This is a genomic window from Hydrogenophilus hirschii, assembly GCF_054656675.1.
This window is the reverse complement of sequence record NZ_BAAHXQ010000001.1, coordinates 445,762-461,327: the sequence shown is the minus strand read 5'-3', so window position 1 is coordinate 461,327 and position 15,566 is coordinate 445,762. Positions and strand designations below refer to the sequence as shown.

16 protein-coding genes are annotated in these 15,566 nt (G+C 60.1%); 5 read left to right on the top strand and 11 right to left on the bottom strand.

What is annotated here, in order from left to right:
• Positions 1-59 precede the first annotated feature (59 nt).
• Genes ACYQ4Z_RS02330 through ACYQ4Z_RS02320 form a run of 3 tightly spaced genes read left to right on the top strand, consistent with a single transcriptional unit; the run spans position 60 to position 4,159 of the window.
• Positions 60-2,429, top strand: a complete 2,370-nt coding sequence (locus ACYQ4Z_RS02330) for an NADP-dependent malic enzyme (RefSeq protein WP_459859928.1) — start codon at positions 60-62, stop codon at positions 2,427-2,429.
• 9 nt (positions 2,430-2,438) lie between these two features.
• On the top strand, positions 2,439-3,398 hold the full coding sequence (gene trxB / locus ACYQ4Z_RS02325) for a thioredoxin-disulfide reductase (protein WP_119334708.1): 960 nt from the start codon (positions 2,439-2,441) through the stop codon (positions 3,396-3,398).
• Complete coding sequence (locus tag ACYQ4Z_RS02320) at positions 3,395-4,159, top strand: Smr/MutS family protein (RefSeq protein ID WP_219972839.1); 765 nt, start codon at positions 3,395-3,397, stop codon at positions 4,157-4,159. The genes trxB and ACYQ4Z_RS02320 overlap by 4 nt, the downstream gene beginning before the upstream one ends.
• A 70-nt stretch (positions 4,160-4,229) precedes the next feature.
• Here ACYQ4Z_RS02320 and ACYQ4Z_RS02315 read toward each other — a convergent pair whose 3' ends face one another.
• From ACYQ4Z_RS02315 to hemN, 5 genes are all read right to left on the bottom strand, one after another.
• Positions 4,230-4,568: a P-II family nitrogen regulator gene (locus tag ACYQ4Z_RS02315; protein WP_119334706.1), complete on the bottom strand. Its 339-nt coding sequence runs from the start codon at positions 4,566-4,568 to the stop codon at positions 4,230-4,232.
• Between the two features lie 13 nt (positions 4,569-4,581).
• A complete protein-coding gene (locus ACYQ4Z_RS02310; protein ID WP_219972835.1) occupies positions 4,582-6,213 on the bottom strand; it encodes an NAD+ synthase in 1,632 nt (543 codons plus the stop codon).
• Between the two features lie 5 nt (positions 6,214-6,218).
• Complete coding sequence (gene ppa / locus ACYQ4Z_RS02305; RefSeq protein ID WP_119334704.1) at positions 6,219-6,746, bottom strand: inorganic diphosphatase; 528 nt, start codon at positions 6,744-6,746, stop codon at positions 6,219-6,221.
• A 98-nt stretch (positions 6,747-6,844) separates the two neighbouring features.
• Positions 6,845-7,570, bottom strand: a complete 726-nt coding sequence (locus tag ACYQ4Z_RS02300) for a sulfite exporter TauE/SafE family protein (protein ID WP_219972833.1) — start codon at positions 7,568-7,570, stop codon at positions 6,845-6,847.
• Positions 7,571-7,579: 9 nt separating this feature from the next.
• The gene (gene hemN, locus ACYQ4Z_RS02295) at positions 7,580-8,974 is read right to left on the bottom strand and encodes an oxygen-independent coproporphyrinogen III oxidase (RefSeq protein ID WP_219972832.1); all 1,395 of its coding nucleotides are present in this window, start codon (positions 8,972-8,974) and stop codon (positions 7,580-7,582) included.
• 112 nt (positions 8,975-9,086) lie between these two features.
• Between hemN and ACYQ4Z_RS02290 the strand changes: the two genes are divergently transcribed.
• Positions 9,087-9,839 carry a helix-turn-helix domain-containing protein gene (locus ACYQ4Z_RS02290; RefSeq protein ID WP_219972831.1) on the top strand — a complete coding sequence of 251 codons (753 nt, stop codon included), beginning with the start codon at positions 9,087-9,089 and terminating at the stop codon, positions 9,837-9,839.
• Positions 9,840-9,868: 29 nt separating this feature from the next.
• Here the strand turns inward: ACYQ4Z_RS02290 and ACYQ4Z_RS02285 are convergent, their stop codons facing one another.
• On the bottom strand, positions 9,869-11,581 hold the full coding sequence (locus ACYQ4Z_RS02285; RefSeq protein ID WP_459859927.1) for a PHA/PHB synthase family protein: 1,713 nt from the start codon (positions 11,579-11,581) through the stop codon (positions 9,869-9,871).
• Positions 11,582-11,652: 71 nt separating this feature from the next.
• On the opposite strand from ACYQ4Z_RS02285, the gene ACYQ4Z_RS02280 reads away from it, so the two are divergent.
• Positions 11,653-12,096, top strand: coding sequence for a universal stress protein (locus ACYQ4Z_RS02280; RefSeq protein WP_285615167.1), 444 nt, complete (start codon positions 11,653-11,655; stop codon positions 12,094-12,096).
• A gap of 107 nt (positions 12,097-12,203) precedes the next feature.
• Here ACYQ4Z_RS02280 and ACYQ4Z_RS02275 read toward each other — a convergent pair whose 3' ends face one another.
• The 5 genes from ACYQ4Z_RS02275 to ACYQ4Z_RS02255 form a co-directional block, all read right to left on the bottom strand.
• On the bottom strand, positions 12,204-12,341 hold the full coding sequence (locus tag ACYQ4Z_RS02275; RefSeq protein WP_119334702.1) for a DUF3149 domain-containing protein: 138 nt from the start codon (positions 12,339-12,341) through the stop codon (positions 12,204-12,206).
• Between the two features lie 11 nt (positions 12,342-12,352).
• Positions 12,353-12,868: a FixH family protein gene (locus ACYQ4Z_RS02270; RefSeq protein ID WP_219972828.1), complete on the bottom strand. Its 516-nt coding sequence runs from the start codon at positions 12,866-12,868 to the stop codon at positions 12,353-12,355.
• A 7-nt stretch (positions 12,869-12,875) separates the two neighbouring features.
• Positions 12,876-14,390: a cytochrome c oxidase accessory protein CcoG gene (gene ccoG, locus ACYQ4Z_RS02265; RefSeq protein ID WP_459860459.1), complete on the bottom strand. Its 1,515-nt coding sequence runs from the start codon at positions 14,388-14,390 to the stop codon at positions 12,876-12,878.
• A 112-nt stretch (positions 14,391-14,502) separates the two neighbouring features.
• Positions 14,503-15,396 carry a cytochrome-c oxidase, cbb3-type subunit III gene (gene ccoP / locus ACYQ4Z_RS02260; protein WP_119334699.1) on the bottom strand — a complete coding sequence of 298 codons (894 nt, stop codon included), beginning with the start codon at positions 15,394-15,396 and terminating at the stop codon, positions 14,503-14,505.
• Positions 15,389-15,565 (bottom strand): cbb3-type cytochrome oxidase subunit 3, encoded by a 177-nt coding sequence (locus ACYQ4Z_RS02255; protein ID WP_119334698.1) that lies wholly within the window; start codon positions 15,563-15,565, stop codon positions 15,389-15,391. The genes ccoP and ACYQ4Z_RS02255 overlap by 8 nt, the downstream gene beginning before the upstream one ends.
• Position 15,566 lies beyond the last annotated feature (1 nt).

Here is a 15,566-nt window from a genome sequence, read left to right as displayed (position 1 = left end):
CAAACCACTCGTACTAAAATCGCTTATTTCGCCACCTTGGGAACTCAGGGAGTAACATTGTGACGCAATCGACCAAAGGCCCCGACGCCGTACAGGAAGCGCGCGAAGAATTGAAACGCGCTGCGCTCGACTACCACGAACATCCCACCCCGGGTAAATGGGCGATCGTTCCCACCAAAGCGCTGTCGAACCAGCGCGATCTGGCGCTCGCCTATTCACCCGGCGTCGCCGCGCCGTGCGAAGCGATCGTCGAAGACCCGAGCGCCGCCGCCCGCTACACCAACCGCAGCAACCTCGTTGCGATCATCACCAACGGCACCGCGGTCCTGGGACTCGGGGAGATCGGGCCGCTTGCCGCGAAACCAGTGATGGAGGGCAAAGCGGTCCTGTTCAAAAAATTTGCCGGCATCGACGCGATCGATCTCGAAATCAACGAAAAAGACCCGGAAAAATTGGTCGAAGTCATCGCCGCGCTGGAACCGTCTTTCGGGGGAATCAACCTCGAAGACATCAAAGCTCCGGACTGCTTCCTCGTCGAACGTAGGTTGCGCGAACGTCTGAAAATCCCTGTCTTTCACGACGACCAGCACGGTACCGCGATCGTCGTCGCGGCGGCGCTGTTGAACGCACTCACCCTGACGGGCAAGTCGATCGACCAGGTCAAATTGGTCACTGCCGGGGCGGGCGCTGCGGCGCTTGCGTGCCTCAACCTGCTCGTCAAACTGGGTCTTCCGAAAGCCAACATCTGGGTAACCGACATCGCAGGCGTGGTCTATGAAGGCCGTACCGAACTGATGGACCCCGAAAAAGCGCAGTTCGCCCAAAAAACCGTGGCGCGCACCCTTGCCGAAGTCATCGAAGGGGCCGACATTTTCCTGGGGCTTTCCGCAGGTGGCGTCCTCAAGCCCGAGATGGTGGCGAAGATGGCGGAAAAACCGATCATCTTCGCGCTGGCCAACCCAACCCCAGAAATCCTGCCGGAAGCCGCGAAAGCGGTTCGACCGGACGCGATTCTCGCCACCGGCCGTAGCGACTATCCCAACCAGGTCAATAATGTCCTCTGCTTTCCCTACCTCTTCCGCGGCGCGCTCGACGTCGGCGCAACCACGATCACCGACGAAATGGAGATCGCAGCGGTCCAAGCGATCGCGGCACTGGCGCAAGCCGAAGAGAACGAAGTGGTCGCTGCGGCCTACGCTGGGGAAAAACTCCGTTTCGGCCCCGACTACCTCATCCCCAAACCGTTCGACCCCCGTTTGATGCTCACCATCGCCCCGGCGGTCGCGCAAGCCGCGATCGCAAGCGGCGTGGCGACCCGCCCGATCGAGGATTTCGACGCGTATCGCGAACGGCTCCAGAACTTCGTCTATGCCTCCGGTACCTTGATGAAACCGGTCTATGCGATCGCGAAACGCGCGAAATTCAAGAAAATTGCCTACGCCGAAGGCGAAGAAGAACGCGTGTTGCGCGCCGCGCAAGTGGTGGTCGACGAAGGCATTGCGCGACCGGTGCTCATTGGCCGCCCCGCGGTGATCGCGCAGCGCATCGAACGCTTCGGTCTGCGCCTGCGCGAAGGGGTCGACTACGAAGTGGTGAACGTCGAAAACGATCCGCGCTATCGCGCGCTCTGGCAAGAGTACCACCAGATCATGGAGCGGCGCGGCGTCACACCCCAATTGGCGAAGATCGAAATGCGGCGACGGCATACGCTGATCGGCGCGATGCTTCTGCGCCATTGGGAAGTCCATGGACTCATTTGCGGTACGTGGGGCGTGCCCACGATGCACCTCAACTACATCGACCAAGTGATCGGCAAACGCCCCGGCGCCACTTGTTACGCCGCGATGAACGCCATTTTGTTGCCGAACCGCCAGCTCTTTTTGGTCGATACCCATATCAACAACGACCCCACCGCGGAACAGATCGCCGCGATCACCCGCATGGCCGCGCGCAAGATGATGCGTTTCGGCATCACCCCCAAAGCGGCGCTCCTCTCCCACTCCAACTTTGGTTCTTCAGACGCGGCAAGCGCCGTGAAAATGCGCGAAGCCCTCAAAATCTTGCGCGAGATCGCGCCGTGGCTGGAAGCGGACGGGGAAATGCACGGCGACCTGGCACTCGACCCCACGATGCGCGCGGAACTCATGCCGCGCTCCACACTCACCGGCGAAGCCAATCTGTTGGTCCTGCCCAACATCGATGCCGCGAATATCGCGTACAATCTCCTCAAGACCGCTGCTGGGAACGGCATCGCAATCGGACCGATGTTGCTCGGGGTGCTCAAGCCGGTCCATATCCTTACTGCCACCTCGACGGTGCGGCGCATCGTCAATATGACGGCGCTCACCGTTGCCGAAGCGAACGTCGGGCCGCGTGCCGTCGAACCCACTCCGCCGATGAGCGAAATCCCCTTCACCACAACCGAATAGGAGTACGCCATGTCTGCACAACACCGCCGTTTGATCATCCTTGGATCGGGACCCGCTGGATACACCGCAGCGATCTATGCCGCGCGCGCCAATCTCGAACCGATGTTGATCACCGGTCTCGAACAGGGCGGACAACTGATGACCACCACGGACGTCGAAAACTGGCCCGCAGACCCAGACGGGGTGCAAGGGCCGGAACTGATGGCCCGTTTCGAAGCGCACGCTCGGCGCTTCGGTACCGAAATCGTCTTCGACCACATCCACACCGCCGTGCTCACCGAACGCCCGTTCCGGCTCGTTGGTGACGCCGGTGCATACACCTGTGACGCGCTGATCATCGCCACCGGTGCCTCGGCGAAATACCTGGGGCTGCCTTCGGAAGAAGCGTTCAAAGGCCGCGGGGTCTCCGCGTGCGCCACCTGTGACGGCTTCTTCTACAAAGGGCAAGACGTCTGCGTGATCGGCGGCGGCAACACCGCAGTGGAAGAAGCGCTCTACCTCGCCAATATTGCGAACAAAGTCTATTTGATCCACCGACGCGACCAGTTCCGAGCGGAAAAGATCCTCGTCGACCGCTTGATGAAACGGGTCGACGAAGGAAAAGTGGAATTGGTGCTCAACCATGTCGTCGACGAAATCTTGGGCGACGACACCGGAGTCACAGGAATCCGTGTCAAACACCGCGACAGCGGCGCTACGCAAGAACTCGCCGTCCACGGTGTCTTCGTGGCGATCGGCCACCAACCCAACACGCAGCTCTTCGAAGGGCAGCTCGAAATGGAAAATGGCTATATCGTCACGCGCGGCGGTCGTGACGGGAATGCCACCGCAACCAGCATCGAAGGGGTTTTTGCCGCTGGGGACGTTCAAGACCACGTCTACCGGCAAGCGATCACCAGCGCGGGGACTGGTTGCATGGCGGCACTCGACGCCGAACGGTACCTGGACGCACTCGCCACTGGGAAATGAACAGAGCGACCCCACCGAAGCGTGATTGGCGGGATCAACTGAAGCAGCTCGTCGAAGCGGGCGCGCTGCCCCCCGCCGATCGTCGCCGCTACTGGCGCCAAAAGGCCCAAGCGGCGATCGCGCGCGCCGCACCCAACAGCCCAGCGCATCGCAGCAAATCGTCCCACACCGATCCGGCAGCGACCGCTGCGCCCGACGAACCCGCACCAACGGCACTTTCGCTTGCGGAAGCCCGGCTGTGGCAGCGTTGGTTACGCGAAACCGGCGTCGCCCCGTTGCCGGTGCAAGACCGCGTCACGCTGGAGCGGCCGCTCCCTCCACCCATGCCGCGGCAGCGCGAACGCGACGAGGCGCAGATCAAAAGCGAACTCTTGGCGCCACTGACGCTCGACGACTGGCTCGACCACGACAGCGAAACCTTCTTCCTCCGGCCAGGGGTTCCCCGGCGCATGATTACGGAGATGCGGCGGGGCCGTTGGACCATTCGGCGTCAGCTCGACCTCCATGGCCTCACCCGCGAAGAGGCGCGCACTGCAATGAGCGCATTCCTTGCCGAGGCGTTGCGCACTGGGGAGCGCTGCGTACGCATCATCCACGGCAAAGGGTACGGCTCACCCGGTGGCGTGAGCGTTTTGAAGCACCTCTCGCGCCAGTGGCTTACCCGGCGTGAAGAGATCCTTGCCTTTTGCGAAGCGGCTCCCCGACAAGGCGGAAGTGGCGCGTTGCTGGTGCTCCTGCGTGCCCCCAGCGCCAACCGGTAAGCTTACTTCGTGACGGGTAAACCCACTTCGCGCCCACTGCCACCGAGTAGCACCGCACCACCTCGCGCGATCAAATCGCCGATTCGTTGAGTTCGCCGGTGCGAATCCGAATCACTTGCTCCACCGGGGAAACAAAGACCTTGCCATCGCCGATTTTGCCAGTCCGCGCGGCTTTGACGATCGCGTCGACCACCGCCTCCACCATCTCATCGGGCACCACCACCTCGACTTTCACCTTCGGCAAGAAATCGACCACATATTCGGCACCCCGATAAAGCTCGGTGTGCCCCTTTTGCCGCCCGAATCCCTTGACTTCGGTCACCGTCAAACCGTTCACCCCCACCTCGGAGAGCGCCTCGCGCACCTCGTCGAGCTTGAACGGCTTGATCACCGCCTCTACCTTCTTCATCGCTTGCTCCTTATCACGGTTGGGCCGCTCGGGGCCGAAAATGGGACGTAACCGGGTGCCGCCAGTCGCGACCGAACGCACACCGAGTCACCCGCGGCCCCAAAGGTGCCTGCTGCCGTTTGTACTCGCTGGTAAACAGCAACTGCAACACGGAATCGACCACCTCTGGCGCAAAACCCGCAGCAACGATCTCCGCTACCGACTGCCGCTCCTCGATGAAACGTGTCAATATGGCGTCCAGTACCGCGTAAGGCGGCAAGCGCTCCTCGTCCACCTGGTTCGGACGCAGTTCGGCGGATGGTGGGCGCTCGATGATCCGCGACGGGATCACCTCCTGTTCCCGGTTGATCCAGCGCGCCAGACGATAGACCCACGTTTTGTAGACATCTTTGAGTACCGCAAAGCCCCCAGCCATATCGCCGTAGAGCGTGCAGTAACCCGTTGCGATTTCGCTCTTGTTTCCGGTGGTGAGCACCAATGAACCGGTTTTGTTGGAAATGGCCATCAACAACAACCCGCGAATCCGTGCCTGGACGTTCTCTTCAGTGGTATCCGCAGGCAAACCGGCAAAGAGCGGCGCAAGCGACGCACCAAACGTTGCCATCGCGGGTTCGATGGGGATCACGTCATGACGCACACCCAAGTTCTGCGCCAGTTGCGCCGCATCCTTGATGCTCATCTCCGCCGTATAGGGGGACGGCATCATCACCGTCCGCACCCGTTCTGCACCCAACGCGGCAACCGCCAGACAGGCAACGAGCGCGGAGTCGATCCCGCCGGAAAGACCGATCACCACGCCACGAAAACCATTTTTGTGCACATAATCGCGCACCGCACAGGTGAGCGCTCGAAAGAGCACGTCCTCGTCATCGAGCTGGGGTGCCGAATCGGGGACCGTCTGCCAACCGCCCGACGCCCAGGTCAAAAGCGCGGTTACCGTTTCGAACTGCGGGCCGCGCCATGCGACGGCGCCATCGGCTGCGAGCGCGAACGACGCCCCGTCGAAGACGAGCTCGTCCTGCCCCCCCACACGATTCACGTAAAGCACGCTGGCGCCGCACGTTTGCGCACGGGCACGTGCGACCGCTTCTCGCTCTTTCTCTTTACCGAGGTGAAACGGCGAGGCATTCAACGCGACCACGAGATCGATTCCCAGCGGCTGCGCAGCGGCAAGCGGCGCGGGATGCCAGAGATCTTCGCAGATCACCACCGCCACACGCACCCCTTGACAGGTGACGACAAGCGGCGCGTCCCCCGGGACGAAATAACGGTGTTCGTCGAACACCGACGAATTGGGCAAGCGGTGTTTCGCGTACCATCCCAGCAACGCACCGTCATGGATCCACGCCGCTGCGTTTTCGCACCCCTTTTCGCGCCAGCGCGGCAAACCGACCAGCACATCGAGGGAACGCGGTAGCCGCGCGCAGAGCGTCGCGAAAGCCCGTTCGCATGCCCGCGCGAAATCGGGCAGCAGCAGATGGTCTTCCGGCGGGTAACCGCTCAGCGCCAACTCCGGCGTCACCAGCAGGTGTGCGCCCTGTTGCGCGGCCTCCTCAGCCGCGGCGACGATCCGGTCGACGTTCGCATCGAAATCGCCGACGACCGGATCGCATTGGGCGACGGCAATCCGCAAGGGACCGCTCATTCGCGTTATTTCGCCGCGTTTTTGACGCCGTTCAGGATCTCGGCTTTCGCCTCATCGACGCCACCCCAGCCCGTGACCTTCACCCACTTGCCCGGTTCGAGATCCTTGTAGTGCTCGAAGAAGTGCTTCACCTGCTCAAGGATCAATTTGGGAAAATCATCGAGCGACTGGATCGCGTCGTAGAGCGGCGTCAATTTACTTACCGGTACCGCGATCACCTTCGCATCGACCCCGCTTTCATCCTCCATCTTCAGAATCCCGACAGGGCGGCAGCGAATCACCACCCCCGGCGGAACCGGAAACGGCGTCATCACCAGCACATCCACCGGATCCCCATCGTCGGAGAGGGTATGGGGAATATACCCATAGTTGAGGGGGTAACGCATCGACGTCCCCATGAAGCGATCGACGAAGATCGCATCGCTGTCTTTGTCGATTTCGAACTTGATCGGGTCGGCCTGCGCCGGGATTTCGATGATCACATTGACATCGTTCGGCACGTCTTTGCCGGCGGAAACGCGTTCAAACGCCATGACATCACTCCCTAGTGGCTAAAAAAACCGTGTGCAATTATACGGGCAAAGCCGTCCGAACCCAGCCACCGATCGTGCGCAGCGCACGAACGGTTTCATCACGGCGTATGGCAGACCACCCCTTGCCAGATCGCGCCGCCCAGTTCCGGCGCCCGCCACAGCCCCCACAACCCGAACGCGATCACAACGAGCCCCGCGCCCCACCGCGCCCGCGGATGCTGTGCCCAACCCCGAAAACGGTGAAACATCAAGCCAGCCAGCAGCAAATTGGGCAACGTCCCAAGCCCAAACGACAACATCACCAAAGCGCCTCGCTCGGCACTACCGCTCATCAACGCTGTAGCGAGCACGCTATAGACCAAGCCACAGGGGAGAAACCCCCAGAGTCCGCCAAGGAGCGCCGCTTGCGGAATCGACCGGACCGGTAAAAGGCGGTGGGCAAGCGGTTGCACCCGGACCCACAGAACTTGCCCAACCCGTTCGACCGGCGCCAACCACTGCGTCTGCCCCAACAGATAGAGCCCCATCGCCACCAACAACAAGTTAGCCACGACGTAGAGCCCCAATTGAACCGGCAACACCGATTCGAGCACGGTCGCGATCGCCCCCAAACCGCCAAGCACCGCGCCCAACACGGTATAGGTGGTGATCCGCGCCAGATTGTAGGTCAGGTGCAAAAGCCAGCGCGCAGGGCCACTACCCGCGGTAGGGTTCGTCTGCAGCGACAACGCCCCGACGATCCCACCGCACATACCAAAGCAGTGAACACCGCCCAACAGGCCGATGAGAAAAACCGCCAAATAACCGCCGACCGAACCCAACACGTCCCCCGTTCAAATCACTTTCGAATAACGGGTGCGCTCGCGGTCGGCGCGCAGGTACCGGTCGAAGACCATTGCGATCGCCCGCACCAAAAGGCGCCCTTTCGGCAACACGGTAATCCAACGGTCGCTCACCGTCACCAAGCCGGCTGCTTCCATTTCTCGCAAATCCGCCAACTCCGGCGCAAAGTAGTGCGCGAAGTCGATCAGATTCGCCTCTTCGACCGCGTCGATCGAAAGCTCGAAGTGGCACATCAACGCTTGAATGATGGAACGGCGCAACACATCGTCCGGGCTCATCGCCACCCCGCGCAACGTCGGCAACTCACCCCGGTCGAGCGCGTCGTAATAAGGCTCTTCCGTTTTGTGGTTTTGCGCGTAGTACGGACCGATCTTACTGATCGCCGAAATTCCCAGTGCGACCAAATCGCATTCGGCGTGCGTCGAATAACCCTGAAAATTGCGGTGCAGCCGCCCTTCGCGCTGCGCCACTGCCAACTCGTCTTCCGGTTTCGCGAAGTGATCCATCCCGATATAGACATACCCCGCGTCGGTCAGCCGTTCGATCGCCATCTTGAGAATCGCCAACTTTTCCGCTGCGCTGGGTAACGTCGCTTCGTCGATTCGGCGCTGCGGCATGAAGAGACGTGGCAGATGGGCGTAACTGTAGAGCGATAGCCGATCCGGCGCGAGCGCGATCACCGCGTCCAGCGTTTTCGCAAAGCGCTCGACCGATTGATGCGGCAACCCGTAAATCAGGTCGAAACTCACCGAATGAAACCCCGCCGCACGCGCGGCCTCGAGCACCCCCTGCGTCTCGTCGAGCGACTGCACGCGGTTCACCGCACGTTGCACCACGGGATCGAAATCTTGCACCCCGATACTCATGCGGTTGAACCCGAGTTCGCGCAGCAAAAATACCTGCTCACGGCCCACCTTCCTGGGGTCGACCTCGATCGAATACTCCCCGTGCTCGATCAAAGTGAAGGTGCGCCGAATCGCTGCCCACAACCGACGCATCTCCGATTCGTGCAAAAAGGTAGGCGTGCCGCCGCCAAAGTGCAACTGAGCAACCGTACGGCTTCCCGTGAGTTTTTCGGCAACGAGCGCCATCTCCCGTTCCAAGTAATCGAGATAACGCGACGAGCGGGAATGGTCTTTGGTAATGATCTTGTTGCACGCACAGTAGTAGCAGATGGTGTTGCAGTACGGAATATGAACATAGAGCGACAACGGCCGCTGTACGCCGGCAACGGCCCGACTCGCCAATGCTTCCCCATAAGCCTCCGGGCCAAACGCCTCGACGAAACGGTCGGCCGTTGGGTAAGAGGTGTAACGCGGCCCTGCGATGTCGAAACGGCGAATCAACTCCGGGTCGAACACCACCGCTTGCGAAAAGTGGCTCACGGTCACGCTCCTTGCGGACTCGATCACAATCCGATACTATGGCACAAAAAAGTGCGACTGTCTTTGACACACCTCAATGAGCGGCCACAAACCCCAACCCCTGGAGAACGCGATGCGACCCGCGGCGCTACCCGAACAATTGCGCATCGCCTGCGCGCAATGTAACCTCGTCGAGCTCTGTCTACCCGTCGGGCTACCGGCAAACGACCTCAAAAAGCTCGACACCCTGGTCTCGGTACGCAAACGGGTGAAACGCCACCAAGCCCTGTTCGAAAGCCAAGCCCCGTTCGAAGCGCTCTATGCCGTGCGCCTTGGCTCGTTCAAAACCGTCCTCACCCTCACGGACGGCCGCGAACAGGTCACCGGGTTTCAGATGACCGGGGAGCTCCTCGGGCTCGACGGCATCGGCAGCGGACGCCACGCGGTCACCGCGATTGCGCTCGAAGACAGTGAAGTCTGCGTGATCGAATACGCGCAGCTCGAAGCGCTCTCCCAAGAGATTCCCGCGTTGATGACCCAGTTCCACAAAGTGCTGTCGCGCGAGATCGTGCGCGAACAGGGGGTAATGACCCTTCTGGGCTCGATGCGCGCCGAAGAGCGCCTTGCCGCGTTTCTGCTCAACCTTTCCCAGCGCTTCGCTACCCGCGGTTTCTCGCCCACCCAGTTTCGCCTGCGGATGACCCGCGAAGAGATCGGATCGTACCTCGGGCTCAAACTGGAAACCGTCTCGCGTACGCTTTCCGCGTTTCAAGAAGCAGGGTATCTCCGCGTCGATCGCCGTGAAATCGTGCTGTTGGACCGGGAAGGGCTACGCCAACTCCTCTATCCCGAGCGCACGGATCCAGCCACCGCTGCAACGCCGTGAGGCAATGGGCCTGCTTTTGACGAGCGCGTTCATTCATGGACATAACGCCCCGGCGCTGCGCCCAAATTCGGCCAGGTTTCCGGATCCGCCGCCGTTTTCCGCTCCCCAGCTTCCCGTTGTAACCAAAGGACCCAGTCGGACCACCAACTGTTGGGCTGCGGGTCGGTCGCCGCAAACCACTCCTCGGCCTTCGGCACGAGCATGGCAAAGTCGCTCACTCGGTAGTGGCGCTTGGGGGGATCCTTCGGCGGATTCACGATACCGAGGATATGCCCCGAACTCGACAAAACGTACCGTTTGGGGCCCCGCACGTGTTTGAGCAACTGATAGGTCTGTCGCCACGGCACGATGTGATCGTCTTCCGCACCCACGGCGTAGACCGGCACGGTGATCGCCCGTAGGTCGATCGGCTGCCCCATCAACTGCAACGCACCGGGACGTACCAAGCGGTTTTTCAGGTAGAGTTCGCGCAGATACCAGCAGTGCATCGCCGCTGGCATCCGTGTGGTATCCATGTTCCAGTAAAGAACGTCGAACGGCGACGGCTCCTCGCCATAGAGCCACCCGTGCACGACGTAATGCCAAATCAGCGAATTGGCGCGCAACAACCGAAACGCTGCTGCCATCTCCGCGCCGTCGAGATACCCCGTCAGCCGCATCTTGTGGCACAGATAGCGTACCGTTCCGGGATCGACGAATACCTCGATATCCCCTGGTGCAGAAAAATCGACCAGGGTCGTAAAGAACGTCGCGCTGGCAAGCGGCGTTTCGCTTCCCTGCTCCGCCCCCTTGGCGGCCGCGTAACTGGCCAGCGCCGTTCCTCCCAGACAATAGCCGACTGCCTGGACCTTGTCGCTGCCACTCAAGGTCCGTGCCGTCTCCACCGCACAGTCGATCCCCAAGCGCAAATACTCCTCGAAAGTGGTCGCCGCCATTTCGGCAGTGGGGTTTCGCCAACTGATGATGAAGAGGTCGAAACCCGCATCGCGCAAAAAGCGCACCAGGCTTTTTTGCGGTGTCAAATCGAGTATGTAGAACTTGTTGATCCACGGCGGAACGATCACGAGCGGCCGCGCGTATTGATTGGGCGTTGCCGGATGGTAGCGAATCACCTCGGCCAACGCGTTCCGGGCCACCACCTGCCCCGGGGTGGTCGCCAGATTGTCACCGACACGAAAATCGTCGGTGCGTGACATCCGGACCTGTCCCGCAGCGACATCGGCCCAGAAATTTTTCATGCCTTGCCAAAGCGATGCGCCGCTAGTTGCCAACGCGCGACGTTGCGCCTCTGGGTTGCTCCAGAAAAAGTTCGTCGGCGCCAGCGCGTTGGCAAAGGTGCGATGCCAGAACGCCGCTCGGCGGCGCTCCTTTTCGCTCAGTCCCGGTGTCGCGTAGAGGGCATCCTGCATGAGACGCGTTGCGCCCAAATAGGCCTGCTGCCAGCCAGCCCAGAATGGATGAGTCTGCCACGCGGGATGATCCCAGCGGGTATCATCGGCAACCGGCGGAAACGGTGGGGGCGCATCGGCTTCCCCAAGCACACGCTGCCACACGAACTGCTGCCACCGCGCGCTATCTTCGGCGGCGCGCCACCACAACGCGTTGGCCTCGAGCGGATGCACACCCCAAGAAAACAGCGCATGAAGGAGCGGCGCGCTCACTCCGATCGGATCCCAACTCTCCTCCGCCATGTGGTGGAGCACTTCGGCCATCCGTTCCGGAGTCGACTGGAGCGTTTTCACGACACTCCCCTTTCCCTTTTCACCATTCGGCTATAATGGCTCAGTCTAACACAAATGGAAGGAGCCTTGCCATGTTTCGCCATCTTCTCGTCCCCACCGATGGTTCCGAACTTGCGCTCGCTGCGGTCGAACGGGCAGTTGCGTTCGCAAAAGCCCTCAACGCCCGCATCACCTTTTTCTATGCGCAACCCGATTTCCCCCTCCCAGTCTATGGCGAGGGAGCGCTGATCGATCCCACGACACCGGAACAGTTCCGCAAAGCCGCTCAGGAAGAGGCCAATACCATCCTCAACTCAGCGAAGGAAAAGGCCAGTGAGGCCGGAGTCGAAGCAGACACCGATACCGTGGTGAGCGACGCCCCTGCCGATGCGATCATCGACGCAGCGGAACGGCACGGTTGCGATCTCATTTTCATCGCGTCCCATGGCCGCAGCGGCATCGCTCGACTGCTTCTTGGGAGCGTCACGAACAAGGTCCTCTCGCACACCAAACTGCCGGTACTGGTCTATCGCTAACCAGCAACAGATCGCGCTGGATCCGCTCGAAAACAAGGCCTTCCTTGCGGAACAAGGAAGGCCTTGTAGTGCACGGTACGTGCGTCCGTGACTCAGCTTGTCTTTCGTTACGCTTCCGGTTTGTCGTTCATATGCCGCTTGACGAAACGATAGATGAAGCTCGCCATCACAATTACAAAACTTATCGTAAAGAGGCTCAACAACCCGATATCGGTGGTGAAGAACTCCCGCAGTGCGTCAGACATGATACCCTCCTTTACTCTTTGGGAACAATGGGTTGGATGAGCTCCTCTCTCTCTGTCGGGACAACAATGGTTCCGCTCAGTCGCCACTGGCGGGACTCGTCTTCGATGACCACGTGCCAACGCCCCATCGTCGGCAACGCGAGCGGGGCCCAGTAGCGTCCCTGATCGAGCACCAGGTTGAGCTGCTGGTCTTTCCCGCTCTGCGTCGGATGAACGAAACGCACGGTAATGAGATGCGGCGGATCGATCTTGAGACGCGCCGGGTCGAACCATAGGGTCAAACGCCCATCGTTCCATTGCACCCACGCGGCAAGACCCAGTTCAGCCGCTTTTGCAGTACGATCGATCCGCTGTTGAATCGCCAACCCTTCTTTGTAGTAATCGTCCGACACCAATCCGTCCCAACTCTGGATCGCCAATTTCAAGGTGTAAAACCCTGCGATGACAGCCACGAGCGGTGGCGCCATCAGCAACCACGGCCACCGTTGCTTGTACCAAGGCGTTCCTTTGGTGTCAGGTCGGCTCATTGGAGTGTCACTCCGTCACCAAGAAGGTTGCGTGCTCACGCGAGACATTTTCGGGTTCGTCTGCAACACCGATTTCGAACATGATATCGTAACGACCCGGTTTCACCGCTTGCGCAGGCACCTGCACCGAAACAACGATCGATTCGGTCGCCGCAGCGGGCATCGCAACGGTTTTGGGGCCTTCCAGTTTCATTCCCGGAATTCCACTCACCGAAATGGTGTACTGCCGTGGCCGCTCGGCCATGTTCATCAACCGCAGCGTGTAGACGTTCTCGATCCACCCTCCCGGCAACTCGCGCGAAAGCGCCGCACGGTCACGCAGCACGTCTACCCGAACATCCGGGCGGGTCGCGATCTTATAGAACAGGATACCCGTAAAGAGCGCGAGCAAAACACCGTAAACCAGCACGCGAGGCCGCAAAACCCGACGCCACGCCTGCTCCCGGCTCCAGTGGTGGAGCATGGCGTTTTCGGTACTGTACCGAATCAAACCGCGCGGATACCCCATCTTGTCCATCACCTCGTTGCACGCGTCGATGCACGCGGCGCATCCGATGCACTCATATTGCAGACCATTGCGGATATCGATACCCGTTGGGCAAACCTGGACGCAAATCCCGCAGTCGATACAGTCTCCCTTACCGATCGATCGAGGATCGACCCCCTTCTTCCGCGGGCCGCGTGGCTCACCCCGCTCTTCATCGTAAGTGATGATCAACGTATCGGGATCGAACATCACGCCCTGGAAACGGGCGTATGGACACATATATTTACAGACTTGTTCCCGCAGCACGCCCGCGAGCAAATAGGTGAACCCGGCGTAGAAAAAGATCCAGAACCACTCCCACGGACCAAAACTGAGTGTTGCCAGCTCTGCCAACAGCTCTTGACGCGGTGTGAAGTACATCACGAGCGTAAAGCCCGTCCATAACGAAAAGAGAATCCAAATCAGATATTTCGCACCGCGCCGAAGGACCTTTTCGGCGTTCCACGGAGCCTGGTCGAGTTTGCGCCGTTTGATGTGGTCCCCTTCGATTCTCTCTTCGAACCACATGAAGATTTCGGTGTAGACCGTCTGCGGACAGGTGTAACCACACCAAAGCCGCCCGGCGATCGTCGTGAAGAAAAAAAGCGCATACGCCGAAAGGATCAAGATAATGGCCAAGAAGAAGACGTCTTGCGGCCAAAAAACCCAGCCGAAGAGGTAAAACTTCCGTTCGACCAGGTGAAAAAGCACCGCCTGACGGCCATTCCAGTCCAGCCACGGTAAGCCGTAGAAGATCGCCTGCGTGAGGAAAACGAAGAACCACCGCCACTTTTGGAATGTGCCGCTCGTCGAGCGGACATAGAGTTTTTTGTGTTTCGCGTAGAGCGATTGCGCTTCGTTTTCTGTCTGTGCGCGTTGATCGTTGCGCGCAGGTTGTGGGTAAGATGAAGCAGAGCCACCTGCTTGCGCGGTAGGCGCTTTGCTTGAGGTCGAGCGAGGTTCCCCGGTTTGCGGGTTTTCCGTTTCCGTAACCATCATTATTTCCTTATTTGCTTATTTTCTTTGACTGCGACCGGCATCGCAGTAAATCCATGGGGTTGGAAACAATGCACCTGCCGGCGCTGCCCGGAGGCAGCGCCCAGCAGGATCACTTGTGGCTGAGGCTCCAGACGTACGCCGTCAAGAGGTGGACTTTGTCTTGTCCGAGGAATTCGCCGAAAGCCGGCATCCGGTTGTTCAGACCGTTCATCACGTTGCTCATGATCTGCGTTTCGGACGAGCTGTAGAGCCAGATATTGTCGGTCAAGTTGGGCGCACCGATCACAGGGTTACCTTTCCCGTCGGGACCATGACACGCAGCGCAGTTTTCGGCAAAAATTTTCGACCCTAGTTGCGCACGGGTCGCGTCGTGCGCAAGCCCCGAGAGGGAGCGGACATAGTGCGCGACATTCTTCGCCCCCTCCTCACCCAACTGCGGGAACGGCGGCATCACCCCCATACGGCCATTGGTAATGGTCGCCTTGATGTAATCAGGAGAGCCGTCACCACCCAACCAGTCGTTGTCGGTGAGGTTGGGGAAACCTTTCGCGCCGCGAGCGTCGGCCCCGTGGCACTGCATGCAGTAGGTCTGGAACAGGCGCTTACCCATCCCCATCGCTTCAGGGTCAGCCGCAATCGCTTTAACGTCCATATTGCGATATTTGGCATAGAGCGGGCCATACTTTTCTTCTGCTGCCTTCATCTCTTTTTCCCACTGGCCGACGGAACTCCACCCCGCGATCCCCTTGAAGCTCCCAAAACCCGGGTAGATCACCAGATAGACGATCGCGAAGATCACCGTCAACCAGAAGAGATACATCCACCAGCGCGGGAGCGGATTGTTCCACTCTTGCAGGTTTTCGTCCCAGCTATGGGGTTGCAATTCCCCAACCTTGCCGGTAGCGCGCATGTTCGTTGCGATCACGAAGACGCAGAAGAGCAGCGACAGCGCCACCAGCACCTTCACGTACATATCCCAGAAGGGACTGATGAAATCAGCCATGATTCGATCCTCTCTCGTTATGACGTTCACCCGGTTCGTCGAGGAAAGGGATCTGAGCCGCTTCGTCGAACCCCTTTTTGGCGCGACTACTGTACGCCCACGCGACGATCGCCAAGAAGCAGACGAACGCCAATACGGTCACCAACGCGCGCCAATCATTGAGATCCATC